The following is a 15832-nucleotide window of genomic DNA, read 5'->3' on the forward strand; positions in this document are numbered from 1 at the left end:
TTAATCGGAAAAACGTTCGCGGATGAGGAATGCAGGTACAGTCTGCTTGTATGACATCTGGAAATTGCGGAATTGCTGAGGGTTGGCATACAGTGACAGGGTGGAGCTGACGAGGGCTACGAGATTGCCGTGTTCGTCAAAGATCGGACCGCCGCTTGCCCCGACACCGTAGTCGGAGGTGACTTCCATGATGTATTTGGTGTGTCCGCTGCGCTTGTCGGTAGTGCGTGTGCAGTTGCTCACCATGCCGTCGGTGAAATGGAAGTATGCTCCGCTTGGATTGGAGAGGCAATATACCTTGGTGCCCTGCTTGGCTGCAGTGTTGAGTGGGGCAGGGGTGAGCTTTTTGTCCCGGGTGTCGACCTTGATCAAGGCAAGATCGTTGAGAGGGTCGATGGCTATGACCGATAGCATGGGATATGCGTAGCCGTCACAATCCATTACGAACCTGGAGCGGTCACCCTGTTTTTTGTAGTCGAAGGCTCCGCATATCACTATGTCGCTTATCACATGGAAATTGGTGGCGCATATGCCGTCGGGAGTGAGAGCTACAGCTGAGGCGTTGGAATATGCCGAGTCTTTGCCGAGATATCCTACGTGCTCCATTTTGCCGAACACGAGTGTGCTTTTGCGGCACAGGTCGTAGAGATCTTCTGTGGAGAGTTTCTTTTTACGTAAGGATGCAAGAGTCTTAACACTGGCTATTTTGCCATTATTTATGTCGTCGAGCACATGGTTCATCATCGAGTCGGTGGTCCTTTCGGGATGCTCGTTGATATAGCCGCGCAGCTGGGCTGTGACATTTTCTATTTTTGAGGGGTAGTCGGTGTAATATTCAGGTGCCGTCCCCGATGCTAATGCCGATGCGCACATCATCACGCCGATGCAAGACGGAATAATGATACGTGGCAGAGATGTTGTTATTTTCATTTATGAAATCTGTGATATTGGGTTATGCGGTCGTTTATGGCTTTGATATTGTTTTTCTTGAATTCCTCCTCATGTTCTATCATGTAGCGCGTACGCTCATTGTCGAAGCCCATGGTGAATGTAGTGAACACAAACGTGTTCGCAGGGTCGAGTTTCTGGGAGTCTGTGAGTGAATGGTAGTATTCGTCTATGATTTTGTTGATATTGCGGTATTCGCCTTTGTCGACAAGCTGCATGGCGTAAGCTTCAACGAGCTGAGGTGTGCGTTCGCCGCTTTCAAAACGTTCCTTTATGCGTTCGGGTGTCATTCCGTAGTCGATCGCATGTCGTACTTTTTCCAGGAATTCCTCTGCCGGCATAGCGCATGACAGCCTTGCTATTTCATGCCCGGCGGTATCGGTGACTATGTATGTGGGATAGCTTTTGACCTTGTAACGTGCTGCCAGTTCACTGCCCCCTTTCTCTGCATCGAGCTTGAGGGGTATGAATGTGGCGTTCATATAGTCGCCAACACTTTTTTGAGGGAATACTTGGTCAGTCATTCTTTTGCATGGACCGCACCATGATGTGTAGAAATCCATAAACACGAGCTTGCCTTCCCGGCTTGCAGCTTTGCGGGCTTCGTCGAAGCTTATGTCGCGGAAGTCAGTCTGGCATACGGCTCCAATGATTGTGAATGAGAAAAGGATGGAGGCTAATAAACGTCGCATATAATAATTTGTTCTGATGTCTCTGGGTTGAGACAGGAGAACAGGGGGACGATGTTTTTGTTGCCTGACCATATACGTTTTGTGTTTATGGGCAGATGCTTCATGTCCTCCTGTTCCCTATGTCATTATGAATTATTTATTTCTCGATGGAGCCAAGTGTGCGACCTGCCATCTGGATGCATACCGGGCTCATTTTTGCGATACGGTTACGTATGAATTTGCAGATGTTGGCTGCTGTGGTCGGGTTCTCGATGTCAAAAAGACGAGGGAGATTCATCACCAGGAGCTCTTTATAGTTCTGCGAGAAATTGTCATACTTGTTTTCACAGTATGCGAGGAATTCGGTGTCGTTCATTTTGCCTCTCTGTTCGATGAACTCGAATGCAGGGGTGAACTTGCCATCATTATTGAAGCCGAGGTCGTTCATCTCTTTCTTCAGTTTATTGTAAGCGTTCTCGTCATAGAGCCCTTGTTGACGCTTGTAGCCTGAGAAGTAAGAGCCAAGCTCGGTTTTGTATATATCCGCTAAGCGTTCGCCGACAGATGATGCAGAAGCTTTGCTGAAGTCTTTGATGTGATCAACCATGAAGCGTGTGCGTTCGCTGTCGAAATCGAATGTGTATCTTGTGAAGATGAAGATGTTTTCATCCTTTATGCGGTCAGCGTCGGAGAGTGAGTTGTAATAGTCGTCGATGACTTTGAAACCGCCTTTTTCGTCGCGTTTCTCAAAGTGTTGCATGGCATATGTGTTTACGAGCTCAGGAGTTCGATCGCCAGCTTCGTAGCGGGCTTTGAGGCGTTCGGGCTTCTGTTCGGGGTCAAGGCTTGCATTCACCTTGTTTATGAACACATCGCCTTCCATGGCACCTGTGAAACGAGCTTCTTCCTTACCCTGTGCATTGAGGATAATATAAGTGGGGTAGGCCTTTACGGCATATTTTTTTGCAAGTTCCAGACCCTCTTTCTCGGCATCCATCTTTAGAGGAATGAACTTTGCGTTCATGAAGTCACCGACGTTCTTTTGGGGGAACACCTTGTTGGACATCATTTTGCATGGACCGCACCAGGTGGTGTAGAAGTCGATGAAGATGAGCTTGTTCTCTTGCTTGGCAGCAGTGAGTGCCTCGTCAAAAGAGATGTGACGGAAGTCGGTCTGCGCAGATGCAGACAATACGGCTGCTCCCATGAGCATAGATGCTAAAAATTTTTTCATACTTGATATTGGTAGTAAATGATATGTGATGATCGGGTATTATTTGTCATTAAGGCGACTCAAAATTAGCAATTATTCATTGAACTGCAAATAATAAGTCCGAAAAATATTGTCTTATAAATATAAGACTTAAATAATTTCTGAAAGTTTAGCCTTTAACAGAAAAAACTGCCCGGGAAACAGATTATTAATCGGATGTTTTCCCAGGCAGTGGATTCATTGTCATGTATGAAAGGAGTGTTGTTTTGCTCTTTTCATTCTTTTAATATGGAGGATTAGTAAATCTGACCAGATTTCCATAGTACGGACTTGATCTCTAGGTCTATTTCCCAATCTTGGTTGGTCAGGTGATTGAATGTCGGACCGGATGTATTATCAATGGTCTGCATTTTATAGAGGTGACCTTTTTCTCCATCGAATGTAGCTACCCAGTAGTGATTATAGTTACGAGTGCTGGATACTTCTGGTGCAAGATATGTGATTTTACTGTCAAATTGCTTGCTGGCAAGTTTCTCACTTACGTAATCATAGGCATATAATGTGTTCCCAACTGAGTAATATATCAATGAAGATGCTCCTGAAGCGAAAAAAATATGCTCTCGCTGCATGAAGTTTGTCATCTTGGATAGATCAAGGACCTTGAAAAATGGATCTGTTATTTTAGGCTGAGTTGCCATACCCATACCAGGGCATCCCAATACGAAACGGTACAGATAGTATTTGTCATCATTATCTTTCATGATGGCATTGCAACGAGCATTTGACGGATAGTAGTCATTCTCTCCATATACAATTGTACGACCGTTGGGCTGATTCATCATATATATGCCTGTTTGCATTAATATTGCCGTGTTTTGGATTTGAACGGAATGTGTAAAGCTCAAAGCGGTTCCTTGGATATATGAGAAACAATCATAATCACGGTCATATATAACTATTGGAGACAGTGAGCCGCTATAGTCATTTATAATATGACTAAGTCTCTTACGTGTGTTGTAGAAAATATATGGATAGAATTTGAAATATGTTTTTGAAGTTATTCCATATCTGTTTAATGCCTGGTTCATCTTTTCTGTGCCTTTGTGGGCAAAAGCAAGATCCTCAGTGAGGTATACACGTGGAGCGGTGCTTAGTGGCATTAATGTGTGAACTCCTTGGCGCATAGCTACATCCATCAGTTTCATCGGCACTTTGTGTGGTTCCAGGCACTCAATCAGTCCCATGTCATTGAATTCATCACCTAAGGTTTCAAATTGAGATGTGAATACCGGATTGTAGGTTGCATCCTCAGTCTGTAGATATAGGCGATTCATACGAGAACTGCCTGTAAGTATCAGATTTTTTGGATTTCTTAATTTGCGTTCAGAATTATCAAACACATCTTTTGCATAAATCGTGTCGTTACGACCATTGACCATGGAAAGCATATCAAGACCGACCAGATTGTCGGTGTGAGGCCGACTGCCTAATATAAGGAATCCACGAGTGAACGGAGAGGAAAGACTTACTGTGGTGGAATAATTCTTTTCATAACCTGTTTCTTTATCCTTTACAGAAAGATAGAATGTGTGGTTTCCTGGAGCTGCATTTGCTTTCCATACCAGGTCCTTTTCGTGACTTATTGTGTCATGGACATGAGATCCTCGGCAACGATACCAAGTGTATTCATAGTTGGAAAGGTCATCGCCATTTACAGAGCCAGTGATTTCGGGCCTTATTTCAATTATATCGCTATATGCCATGCCTGGGTATGATTCTTCAATGCCATCAATGATTATCTCATTGACAGGCCTATAGCTATAATTACCTTCATCCTCTACACAAGCAGGCAAAATGCAGCCTATAGTACAGAGCAATATATATAGTTTGGTTTTCATTACTTAGAGTATGATTTAATGATGACTATTAGTTTCCTTCCATGTTTTCGGGACGCGCATCCTCGCCCCAAGGCAGATTTTGGTCCGGTACCCACATCATAGTGCCATCCGGATCCAGGACCCAATGTTCACGACCCTTTTTGTATTGCTCTAAAAGATATTCTGCAAGCAAGGCTTGTGGCATCTTATAACGAGTAGCCGGTGGCCACATATTTTCTTTATCATTCCATGTGGCGATTGTCCATCCGAGTCTTTCATTGGTGAAATCCAAAAGTAGGCGGAATTTATTTTCAGACCATATTCCCATAAAATTATTAACCCAGCCTGGAGGCATTGTAAGGAAATTATTTATGAATATATTGTGAATCGATGGATCTAAATTAAGATTGTTGTATTCATTTAAAATGGTGTTGGTGCTCGGAATAATAGGCATTCTTCCGTATCCTTCATTATCAAATGGAAGGACAAAATGCTCTCCTGGAATAATCCGTACTTGGAGTTGCAGATTCTCATTATCCATTCGTTCTGTTTTGTGGAACAGTATTCTGATGAGGGCGTTCGAACCGCCTGCCGGAATGACTGCATCTGCGACAGGATCAACCAACTCAAATTCCGTGCCATTGATGGCTGTAGTGCTGTCGTTTACAACCTCAATCCCAAAAGGACGGTCATAGTCTTTGATAAATCCAGAGATTTGGACATTGAGCAACAGGAGAGAGTCTTCCTCAAGCATTCCTCCGAATCCTATCTTGGAATATGCCTGATGGCTGTTCTTTGAAGCATTTGACGGATTGATATGATTTTCAAAATGAGCGACTCCCCATTGTTGAGCAAAGAACAGCGCATCGTCACCGCTGTATATGTCGATATCCTCTTTGGTGCAGCTTGCCCACAAGATGGATATGGACAAAATACATGTAAGATATATAAGCTTATTCATATAATTATAGTATAAAATATTAGTTATTTTTCAGTATGAATGCGTTTGTCGATTTCCGATTCAGGAATTGGCCATACGTAGTTAGATTGCAGCATATTAAAATCATAGGATCCAGTACGACTTATGATGAGCGACTCTTGTCTACGCTTATAGAAGAAATACAATTGTCCTTCACCTACCATTTCTCGTGCGAACTCATATACAAGACTGATGTCAAAATTATCGTTGCTGTCAAGATCCGGACTGTTTCGGTGGCTACGTATGGCATTAAGCAGTTCGTATGCTTCATTGCGATCAGTTGTGGCTTCAGCAGCAATCATATATATTTCGCTCATACGGATCATTGGTATCATGTAACGATATGTGGATTCTGTGGCTCCATTCTTGAAATCGGCATATTTGTTGAATACAAGAGTGGTTACAGGATCTTCGTCATCGCCACCTCCTTGGAGAGGATCAGCCATTTCCCATTGGTTACGTCGATAATCATTCGGATAGTCATACAAGATGGATACTTTGGAGTCATCTTTGGTCTCGCCATAGAATGTGAGACGATTGGGCATTGATAGAGCCTGAGCGAATGTATTAGTGTGATATGATGAGCGTTTGCTATTGTACATTGCAAACATTACTTCCGGAGAGAAAATCAGATCGGGCTTTCCATCGGCAACAACTTGCTCAGAAGTTACCCATGGGAATACTTCGAGGGTTTCGGTGTTTGCCTTATCGATAATCTCATTTTTAGCGGTTTTGTAAGCGTTTGTCTTGTCGCCCATCCAAAGGTAAGCTCTGGCAAGAAGTCCTTGCACAGCATAATAGTTAAGGCGTAACTGGCGAAATGACATATCATAACTTGCCACGCCGTTGTCCTCTGTCTGGGTATCCTTGATACCTTCTGTGATGATGGGGTCATGATCTTTCAGCAGGTTTGCTGCTTCGGTGAGGTCACCGATGATTTTCTCCATTACAACCTTATTGGAAAGGAATGGTTTGATTTCTCGGCTTGTATCATCCTGATAAGGTATAGATTCGGCATTTGGATCTGCCGAGTAATTGACCCCATGACGACGAAGGATATCGAAGTGCAGCATTGCTCTCATCGCCAAAGCCTCACCACGCAAGATATTGAACTGATTCTGAGTCAACGGAGTATCTTCTATTGAACTAAGGTGATTGAGAATGGTGTTTGTGTACGCTATGAGTGTATATCCCTTGTTCCAAAGAAATGAGTTTTTTGACTCGATATCACTGTCTTTAAAATCGAATGACTGATATAGACGGAATTTATGATTGTTATCGTCGGTGACATAATAATACTGTGCCATTACGTCAAGGATATCCATGAGTTGACCATCAGTATAGTAATCATTGAGGCTGAGATAGACACCATTCATGGCCGAGACATATCCTGAATAGTTTCCGAATAGTACAGGCTCCATGATTTTGTCCTGCATCTCCACCTCAAGCCAATCAGAGCAGGAGGCTAATGAGATGGGTAACATTATTGAGGCTATAGCCTTTATAAATATATTTTTCATAAAGAATGTCGTTTGTTGTATTTAGGTGCGTTAGAAACTCAGGCCGAATGACATGGTGCATGAACGCTGGAATGGGTAGCTAAGACCGCGTTCCTCTTTTATATTAGAGATTCTGAAAATATCGTTCATGTAGAAGCGGATGTCTATAGATGAGGCTCCGATAGTGTTCAGGAATTTAGCATTCGACGTGCGGTAACCAACATTGATGGAACCACAGCTGAATGTGTTTTCAGTCTTGATGAATCGTGTAGTTATGTGAGAGGTGGTTGTGTCATCGATGCGTTTGTACTTAGCTATGTCGCCAGGCTTTTTCCATCGGTCGGTAAGAGCGCGGATGTCCTGATTCTTTTTGCGTGCTTCTCCGGAAATGTTTTCCACTTTACTCATTAGAGTATTGAGAGATACATCTCCTCCCATTTTAAATGAGAATGATGCTCCGAATGAGAAACCTTTGTATAGGAACGATGTGGAGAAGTTGCCTTGGAAATCGGGATTGGAATCTCCTACGAGCACTTCGTCATCGGAATTCCATTCATAAGTTGGAGTTCCGTTTTTCTTTAGGAGTAGTTCGTTACCAGTGGCAGGGTCTATGCCAAGAGAGCGTACCGCATAAAGTCCTGAGGTGCTTGCTCCGTCATACATGCGCAAGAGTGATGAGCTTACGCGTCCCTGTTCATTGTATTGTTCAAGAAGATTGCCGATACCGTAGTATTTGGTGGTGTAATGGTTCACATTTCCACTGATATACCAGTTGAAATCATATTTCTTCAGGATGTAATATGTTGCAGTAACACTGATGGAGCGGTTGTCGGTGCCTCCGACATTCATTGGTGCAGATGTCACGCCGGTGGAGCCTGGCAGGTCGATTCGTACAAGCTGCGGATCGGTCTTGCGGATCTGATAGTCGGCATTGAATGACAAACGGTTATTGAACATGGTGGCTGTTATACCAACATTATATGTATTTGTCTTTTGCCACTTCAGACCGTTGTTGCCCCACTGTTGGATAATATTGGCTATTCCAAACGGATTGTCGTAAATGGTGTAGAAATCATATATTGAGGCAGCGAGCTTGGCATCATAGTTCTGGTTGCCTGGATTACCGTATGATGCTCTGAGCTTAAGGAAATTTATTGTTTCAGAACTCTTGAACCATTTTTCATTATGAATGTTCCAGCCTACACCTACCGACCATGTTGTGGTGAATGGATCATCAATGCCGAACTGAGAAGCTCCACTCATGGTCCAGTTGAAATCAAGTAGATATCTCATGTCGTATGAGTAGTTGCCATTGGCATAGTAACTGACGTTACGAGTTTTGGAGTCAGTTGATGTAGGTTTGGTGCCTTCAGGGTAACCACTGGAGAAGTTTGGGTTCCAGAATGTGTCGCTGGTGTAACCTGACGCAGCAAAAGAGTAGGAACGATTATTTTTTTCGGAGAATTGCATGCCGCCTACAGCGTTTATGGTGTGTGCACCGATTGCAGTTCCATAAGTAGCGTTGATTCGTCCGCTGTAACTGTTGTTGGTAGTGTTGCTGTTGGAGTAGCTGCCTCGTTTTTTGTCTTCTAATTTAGTCTGGCTTGTCTCATTAGGAGATGTGTATGACTCGTTTGTTGACTTTTGAAGTTGATATTGCAGATTACCTCTGATTCGTAATTGACGTGAGGCGCGCCATTCAAATTGGAAGTTGTCAGTAATGGTTGTTATATCACCCTTCTTGAAACTGTTTTGTTGCATGTCCCATACCGGATTCCATATATAAGTGGTGTTTTCATGGAATACATATTTGGGAGGAGTACCTGTTGCTTCATCATATTTGACGTAAAACGGATTCATTTCCGAGAATCTGCTGAATGGTACGGTCTCGTTATTGGAGCTAACATTGTTGATGATGGTCTGGTTGGTGAAATTAAAGTTGTCCACACGATAGGTGAGGTTTACATTGCCGTTGATGACATCACGTTTAGATCCTTTCATCACACCTTCATTTTTGTTGTATGACAGACCTGCGCCATAACGGAACGACTGGTCGCCACCTTGAATATATAGGTTATGAGTATGTGATACTGCATTTTGCAGAGGCTCGTTCATCCAGTATGTGTCATGGCCCATGTCAACAAGTCTACGACGGTTGAAATAGCTGTTGCGCTGTGATTCTCCGATTGGGAGACCATTACTGTCAAGAGCTCCGTATTCTCCGGAAAGAAGCTCAAACTGAAGTTTCTGTTCAGAGTTCATCAGGTTATAGTCGCTGAGGTCGGCCCATGCTACCTGTAGTGATCCGTTGTAGCTCAATTGCAGACGTCCTGCTTCGGGTTTTTTAGTCTCGACAACAATCACACCGTTAGCAGCCTTGGAGCCGTATATGGCTGTTGCTGAGGCATCCTTGAGGATAGAGATGCTCTCGATGCGGTCCATATTGAGGTCGTTGATTGCCTGTAGTGAGCTTTCAAATCCGTCAAGGATGAACAGTGGCTGGTTGGGGTCTGTCTCATATTCCTGAGCAAGAGCCTGAGGGTTCATTTCGCCGTTGATGGTGAGAGAGGGGAGTGTGTTGGGGTCCGATCCCATCAATGTGTTCTCAGGCATGATGATAGAAGGATCGAGTGCCGACAATCCTTTTAGGATATTGTTGGCACTGATCATTTTGAGATCATCCTTGTTGAATGTGGAGACTGATCCTGTGAAGCTTTCGATATTACGAGTGTATATACCGTTGGCAACTGCTGTGCCGAGGACTGTGGCATCAGTCTCAAGCTGAACGGTCATTCGTTTTCCTGCGTTGGCTCTGACTTCCTGGGTCTTCATGCCCACATAGGAGAATTTGAGTACGCATTTGGACTTTTCGTAGCGTAGCGAGAACTCACCCTCTATATTGGTAGCAGCTCCTAAGCCTTTTTGTCCTACTACGGTAACAGATACACCCGGTAGAGGTTCGCCCTCATCGTCAATCACGACGCCGCGGTACACACTGATTTTCGTGTTTTCAGTCCCTGTTCCTGTAATAGTCTGAGCTTCAGCAGGTTTTACCCCCCCCCAATATCAGACACATAACAGCTAAGGGTGCTGCAAATCGCATTCCGATTTTACTCATGCTTGTGATTTTTTTGGATTGATTTATAATGTGATAAATTAAATTGGTTAAATACAGTTCTGTTAAGTAGTGTATTCTATTGCTGTATGACACTGTAGTTTTTTGTGTACAAAATTTATGTTTTCGCAAATTAATGGATAAAAAATGTAAAAAACAAGAAAATGATGCAAAATTTTCCGGTGTGATGTTTTTTTAGAATAAAAATCTGTTAAAACACCACTTTGAGGAAAGAATAAATGCTGTTTCAAAAGAAAAGTGTTAGTATTACACTTATTCATGGGTTCTCTTTTGGTGCCAATATCATAAATAATGCTTACATTTGCATTAAAATTGACATTTATATGAATAGTCCACTTAATAATCTGACAGCATATAGAGTAGTGCTGGGGAGCGGTTCACCACGCCGGCGAGAGCTGCTCGGGCTCCTTGACATAGATTTTACTGTCGATACATCCCATCCTGTTGATGAAATAGTCCCTGACGGAATGTCTCCTGAAATGGTCCCGGAATATCTGTCGCAACTCAAGGCCGATGCATTCACCCTTTTGCCCGGAGATGACAGACTCGTTATAACAGCCGATACGGTGGTGATACTCGACGGTGAGGTTCTTGGCAAGCCTCATGGCGAGGAAGATGCTATGGGTATGCTCCGGAAACTTTCCGGAAATATACAGACGGTAGTAACCGGTGTGACTGTACGCACCGCAGAGCGGAGCATGTCGCTTAGCGCGACTTCCACAGTGGAGTTCGCCACGCTTGCCGATGAGGAGATAGGGTATTACATAAACCGTTACCGTCCGTTTGACAAGGCCGGAGCCTATGGTATACAGGAGTGGATAGGAGCGGCTGCAATAAAGGGTATATCAGGGAGCTTCTATAATGTCATGGGTTTGCCGGTCCATCGGCTGTATGAGGCATTAAAGCTTTTTTGACAAATTTTTATTGAAGCTTTAACTTTTTTGGCACGGTTTTTGTTATCTTTCAAAGATATATTTGAATAAATGGAAACAGTATATACAACAAAATTCAAGGAGATAGTAAATTCCACTCCTGCTCTGGCAGCTCGTCATAACAGCCGCTATGTGATGCCAGAACATCTTTTGCTGGCTCTCATATCCGATCCTGCATCCGATGCCTCCAAGCTTGTGGAGCGGGCTTCGCGCGGCAGCACCTCAAAGCAACTGCACGAGAACCTGGATAATGAGCTCTTCAATGCGGCAGCCGAGAGCGGTTACTCAGGCACAGTGTCGCTGTCGGATGTATCGGTGAGCGACCTCACCGGGCGCATCATAAAGCTCAGTGTGCTTGAGGCGCGTATGCTCAAGAGCAATGTGGTGGATACGATCCATCTGATTCTCGCTATATTTCACAACTCCGATGCTCAGAACTCCTCATTTATGGAGCCGTTCCGTCGCGCAGGGGTTACTTATGAATCCCTTTACCGGCTTCTCGCAGCGGATTCCGACAAGCCCATGAGCCTTCAGCGTGACGGTGATGACGACGATGAGGAGGATGAAGATGAGGCCACTCCGTCGGCAGGGGCCCCATCCGGTCGGCAGGGTGCATCTGCGTCACGGCAGTCGCATGGCGGTGGCAGCCGAGGAAATTCCGATACACCGATGCTCGATAAATATGGCTATGACATGACACAGGCAGCCGAGGAGAACCGTCTGGACCCTGTGGTCGGCAGAGATGTGGAGATAGAGCGTCTTGCACAGATCCTCAGCCGCCGCAAGAAGAACAACCCTGTGCTCATCGGTGAGCCCGGTGTCGGAAAATCTGCCATTGTCGAAGGGCTTGCGTTGCGAATAGTGAAACGCAAGGTGTCGCGTATACTTTTCGACAAACGCGTTGTGTCGCTTGATATGGCATCGCTCGTAGCCGGGACGAAGTATCGCGGACAGTTCGAGGAGCGTGTCAAGGGGATTCTTGATGAGCTTGCAAAGAATAAGGACATAATTTTGTTCATTGATGAGCTGCACACCATTGTCGGAGCAGGGAATGCTGCCGGCTCGATGGATGCAGCCAATCTTCTGAAGCCTGCGCTTGCCCGAGGGGAGATCCAGTGTATCGGAGCTACAACACTCGATGAGTATCGCAAGAATATAGAGAACGACGGTGCTCTCGAACGCCGTTTCCAGAAAGTGATGGTGGAACCCACAACACCAGAGGAGACACGCGTGATTCTTGATAACATACGCGAGAAGTATGAGGCGCATCATAATGTGATATACACATCTGAGGCTCTTGACGCCTGTGTGTCACTCACCGAACGTTATATCAGTGACCGTAATTTCCCTGACAAGGCTATTGATGCCATGGACGAGGCAGGAAGCCGTGTGCATGTCACCAATATCGCAGTGCCTGCTGCTATCGAGGAGCTTGAGAAGGAGATCAATGAGGCGGCAGCTGAGAAGCTGAGAGCCGCACAGGCCCAGAATTTCGAGAAAGCGGCGTCCTACCGCGACCGGGAGCAGCAGCTCAAAGCTCAGCTTGATTCCGCTAATGCCGAGTGGCAGGAGAAGCTTGCATCGATGCGCGAGACTGTCGACGAGGAGAAGGTGGCTGAGGTTGTGGCTATGATGACAGGGGTGCCTGTGCAACGCATAGCTCAGGCGGAGGGGAAGCGTCTTAAGGTGATGGCTCCCACGCTGAAAGGTCAGATAATAGGTCAGGACAATGCCATCGAGAAGATCGTAAAGGCGATACAGCGCAACCGTATCGGTCTTAAGGACCCGTCGAAGCCTATCGGTACATTCCTTTTCCTAGGTCCGACAGGTGTCGGCAAGACCCATCTTGCAAAGAAGCTGGCAGAGTACATGTTTGACACATCCGATTCTCTCATACGTATAGATATGAGCGAGTATATGGAGAAGTTTACTGTGTCGCGTCTTGTGGGTGCGCCTCCGGGATATGTAGGCTATGAGGAGGGTGGACAGCTTACCGAGAAAGTGCGCCGTCATCCATACTCGATAGTGCTTCTGGACGAGATTGAGAAAGCGCATCCCGATGTGTTCAACCTTCTGCTCCAGGTGATGGATGAGGGGCGGTTGACCGATTCGCTTGGGCGTCGTATCGACTTCAAGAACACCATAATTATAATGACATCCAACATTGGTTCGCGTCAGCTTAAGGATTTCGGCGGAGGGATAGGTTTCAATGCTCGTTCGGCTGAGGACAAGGATGTGAGCCAGGGTGTGATACGCAAGGCTCTGAACAAGGCTTTTGCTCCGGAGTTCCTTAACCGTATCGATGATATCGTGATGTTCGAGTCACTGAGCCGTGATGCGATCTTCAAGATTATAGATATCGAGCTTGCCGGATTCTACAAGCGGGTTGCCCAGCTCGGTTACATTCTCACCCTCACTGACGAGGCGCGTGATTTTGTGGCTGACAAGGGTTATGATTCCCAGTTCGGGGCACGCCCTCTTAAACGTGCCATTCAGAAGTATCTTGAGGACTCGCTCGCTGAACTGATCATAGACGATTCCGTGAAGCCGGGCGATGAGATCTATGTGTCATATACGCCAGGGGCGGAGGCTCTTACTACTGAAATACGTCATCCTCAGGAATAATGAATTTCACTCATGCTTGTCGCCGGCTCGTATTGTCGGGCCGCGACTATTTTTTCATAATCCTTGGCATGATTGTGTATGCTGTAGGGTTTACCGTATTCATCCTCCCTCATCAAGTGGTGATAGGGGGGATGTCGGGTTTCGGTACATTGGTATATTATTTCTCCGGAGAGCGCATCCCAGTGGCTGCCGCCATGTATGGCACCAATATACTGTTGCTGCTGTGTGCCTACAGGTATCTTGGTAAAGCGTTTGTGTATAAGACTGTTTTCGGTGCGTCGTTGCTGTCGTTGCTTATAGGTATGATGAACACCTATTTCACGTCACGCCCTCCTCTGGTGACAGATATGACTCTCAGTGTGCTTATGGGAGCTATGCTGTGCGGGGTAGGTATAGGTGTGTACTTCAGCCATCACGGCACATCGGGCGGTACCGACATTGTTGCTGCGGTCATGGAGCGCGTGAGCTCGATGAGCGTAGGGCGCACTATGATGATTGTCGACATGAGTATCGTTGCAGTGTCCTTTTTCCTTCCGTTTGACGGTGATATGGAGATGCGTATCCAGGCACGTACCCAGACCATCATATATGGATGGATATCGATATTTGTATACTCATATATTGCCGACAGGTTTATAGGCGCAGGGCGTCAGACAATACAGTTCTTTATACTTTCCGACAGATGGCGTGATATAGCCTATCGCATCAGCCATGAGACAGGGCGTGGAGTCACTACGATAGATACACGCGGATACTGGACCGATCAGGAGCGGACATTGCTTCTTGTGTGGTGTCGTCTTTATGATGCTCCGGACATTTTCCATATTGTCCATGAGGTAGATCCGGAAGCCTATATCACTGACAGTAATGTGAGAGGGGTGTGGGGCAACGGGTTCGATAAGCTGAAGCTCAAGCCGCGTCGAAAAATAACACAGTAAAATATTAGTTATGAGAAAGATTTTCCTATTGTCAGCCGTTCTCCTTTCCCTGTCAGCCGCAGCACAGGAGAAAATAGAGATGCTGTTTTCGTCACCGGAAGCTAAAGATGTGCACATTGACATGTCGGATCTCACACGAGACCCCGGTATCACTGTGTATCGTCCGGCTAATCCTAATGGAATTGCGGTCATAATGTGTCCGGGTGGAGGCTATTCCCATCAGGCATTCAGGCACGAGGGGCATGATATGGCTCAATGGTTCAATGCGCAAGGGGTGACATATGTGGTGCTCAAATACCGTATTCCCGAGGGTGATTTCAGGCGTCCGCTCTCAGATGCCGAACAAGCGGTGCGGACCGTGCGCAGCCATGCTGAAGAGTGGGGTATAGATCCCTCAAGAATAGGCATTATGGGAGCATCGGCAGGCGGACATCTTGCATCGATGCTTTCAACCCATTATTCCGACTCGGCTTCGCGTCCGGATTTCCAGGTGTTGCTGTATCCGGTAGTGACTATGGACCGGTCTTATACACATAAGGGATCTCGTGACAATCTTCTTGGCAAGAATGCCTCGGAGGAACAGGAGAAGAGGTTTTCAAACGAGCTTCAAGTCACGCCTTCCACTCCTCAGGCATTCATAGTGCTTTCTTCGGATGACCGTACGGTGCCCCCTGCCAATTCAGTCAACTATTACTCGTCATTGATAGCCAATGGAGTGCCTGCCACAATGCATATATATCCTGTAGGTGGGCATGGATGGGGATTCCGTGACAGTTTCAAGTATAAGAGAGAATGGACCGGAGAACTCGAAAAATGGCTTCGCGAACAGGTGAAGTAATTGTGAGGATTTAAATAGATAATAGATATATGAGGATGTGTCATGTTTTTAACGAATTATGACACATCCTCAATTTCTTTTTTACGGAAAAATTTCTTTAATTAAAAAATTATCCATTATCTTTGCAAAGTGAAATAAGATGTGGGGCAATTCACATTTGTCCTGCTATTCTATAT

General features: G+C 45.5%; 11 protein-coding genes. 4 read left to right on the forward strand and 7 right to left on the reverse strand.

Annotated features, from left to right (window positions below):
* The 7 genes from EZ315_RS10435 to EZ315_RS10465 form a co-directional block, all read right to left on the reverse strand.
* Positions 1-930: a S1 family peptidase gene (locus tag EZ315_RS10435; protein ID WP_135472021.1), complete on the reverse strand. Its 930-nt coding sequence runs from the start codon at positions 928-930 to the stop codon at positions 1-3.
* A complete protein-coding gene (locus tag EZ315_RS10440; RefSeq protein WP_170957528.1) occupies positions 927-1640 on the reverse strand; it encodes a thioredoxin family protein in 714 nt (237 codons plus the stop codon). The genes EZ315_RS10435 and EZ315_RS10440 overlap by 4 nt, the downstream gene beginning before the upstream one ends.
* A 136-nt stretch (positions 1641-1776) precedes the next feature.
* The gene (locus EZ315_RS10445) at positions 1777-2853 is read right to left on the reverse strand and encodes a thioredoxin family protein (protein ID WP_242452578.1); all 1077 of its coding nucleotides are present in this window, start codon (positions 2851-2853) and stop codon (positions 1777-1779) included.
* 275 nt (positions 2854-3128) lie between these two features.
* Positions 3129-4730, reverse strand: a complete 1602-nt coding sequence (locus tag EZ315_RS10450) for a PKD-like family lipoprotein (protein WP_135472023.1) — start codon at positions 4728-4730, stop codon at positions 3129-3131.
* A gap of 28 nt (positions 4731-4758) precedes the next feature.
* Complete coding sequence (locus EZ315_RS10455; RefSeq protein WP_135472024.1) at positions 4759-5670, reverse strand: DUF4843 domain-containing protein; 912 nt, start codon at positions 5668-5670, stop codon at positions 4759-4761.
* 23 nt (positions 5671-5693) lie between these two features.
* Positions 5694-7208, reverse strand: coding sequence for a RagB/SusD family nutrient uptake outer membrane protein (locus tag EZ315_RS10460; RefSeq protein WP_135472025.1), 1515 nt, complete (start codon positions 7206-7208; stop codon positions 5694-5696).
* Between the two features lie 30 nt (positions 7209-7238).
* Entirely contained in the window at positions 7239-10181 is a 2943-nt protein-coding gene (locus EZ315_RS10465) for a SusC/RagA family TonB-linked outer membrane protein (RefSeq protein ID WP_170957529.1), read from the reverse strand.
* Between the two features lie 465 nt (positions 10182-10646).
* Here EZ315_RS10465 and EZ315_RS10470 point away from each other — a divergent pair, with 465 nt between their 5' ends.
* The 4 genes from EZ315_RS10470 (at position 10647) to EZ315_RS10485 (ending at position 15656) form a co-directional block, all read left to right on the forward strand.
* Positions 10647-11237 carry a Maf family nucleotide pyrophosphatase gene (locus EZ315_RS10470; RefSeq protein ID WP_135472027.1) on the forward strand — a complete coding sequence of 197 codons (591 nt, stop codon included), beginning with the start codon at positions 10647-10649 and terminating at the stop codon, positions 11235-11237.
* 69 nt (positions 11238-11306) lie between these two features.
* Complete coding sequence (locus EZ315_RS10475) at positions 11307-13880, forward strand: ATP-dependent Clp protease ATP-binding subunit (RefSeq protein ID WP_135472028.1); 2574 nt, start codon at positions 11307-11309, stop codon at positions 13878-13880.
* On the forward strand, positions 13880-14818 hold the full coding sequence (locus EZ315_RS10480; protein ID WP_135472029.1) for a YitT family protein: 939 nt from the start codon (positions 13880-13882) through the stop codon (positions 14816-14818). The genes EZ315_RS10475 and EZ315_RS10480 overlap by 1 nt, the downstream gene beginning before the upstream one ends.
* 10 nt (positions 14819-14828) lie before the next feature.
* On the forward strand, positions 14829-15656 hold the full coding sequence (locus tag EZ315_RS10485) for an alpha/beta hydrolase (protein WP_135472030.1): 828 nt from the start codon (positions 14829-14831) through the stop codon (positions 15654-15656).
* Positions 15657-15832 lie beyond the last annotated feature (176 nt).

Origin of the sequence: Duncaniella freteri, from assembly GCF_004766125.1 — a bacterium.
GTDB lineage: Bacteria > Bacteroidota > Bacteroidia > Bacteroidales > Muribaculaceae > Duncaniella > Duncaniella freteri.

Excerpts from the sequence above, each read along its gene's own strand:
- EZ315_RS10445 (WP_242452578.1), bottom strand. The coding sequence starts at position 2,853 with ATGAAAAAATTTTTAGCATCTATGCTCATGGGAGCAGCCGTATTGTCT.
- EZ315_RS10480 (WP_135472029.1), top strand. The coding sequence starts at position 13,880 with ATGAATTTCACTCATGCTTGTCGCCGGCTCGTATTGTCGGGCCGCGAC.
- EZ315_RS10475 (WP_135472028.1), top strand. The coding sequence starts at position 11,307 with ATGGAAACAGTATATACAACAAAATTCAAGGAGATAGTAAATTCCACT.
- EZ315_RS10450 (WP_135472023.1), bottom strand. The coding sequence starts at position 4,730 with ATGAAAACCAAACTATATATATTGCTCTGTACTATAGGCTGCATTTTG.
- EZ315_RS10440 (WP_170957528.1), bottom strand. The coding sequence starts at position 1,640 with ATGCGACGTTTATTAGCCTCCATCCTTTTCTCATTCACAATCATTGGA.
- EZ315_RS10460 (WP_135472025.1), bottom strand. The coding sequence starts at position 7,208 with ATGAAAAATATATTTATAAAGGCTATAGCCTCAATAATGTTACCCATC.
- EZ315_RS10485 (WP_135472030.1), top strand. The coding sequence starts at position 14,829 with ATGAGAAAGATTTTCCTATTGTCAGCCGTTCTCCTTTCCCTGTCAGCC.
- EZ315_RS10455 (WP_135472024.1), bottom strand. The coding sequence starts at position 5,670 with ATGAATAAGCTTATATATCTTACATGTATTTTGTCCATATCCATCTTG.
- EZ315_RS10435 (WP_135472021.1), bottom strand. The coding sequence starts at position 930 with ATGAAAATAACAACATCTCTGCCACGTATCATTATTCCGTCTTGCATC.
- EZ315_RS10470 (WP_135472027.1), top strand. The coding sequence starts at position 10,647 with ATGAATAGTCCACTTAATAATCTGACAGCATATAGAGTAGTGCTGGGG.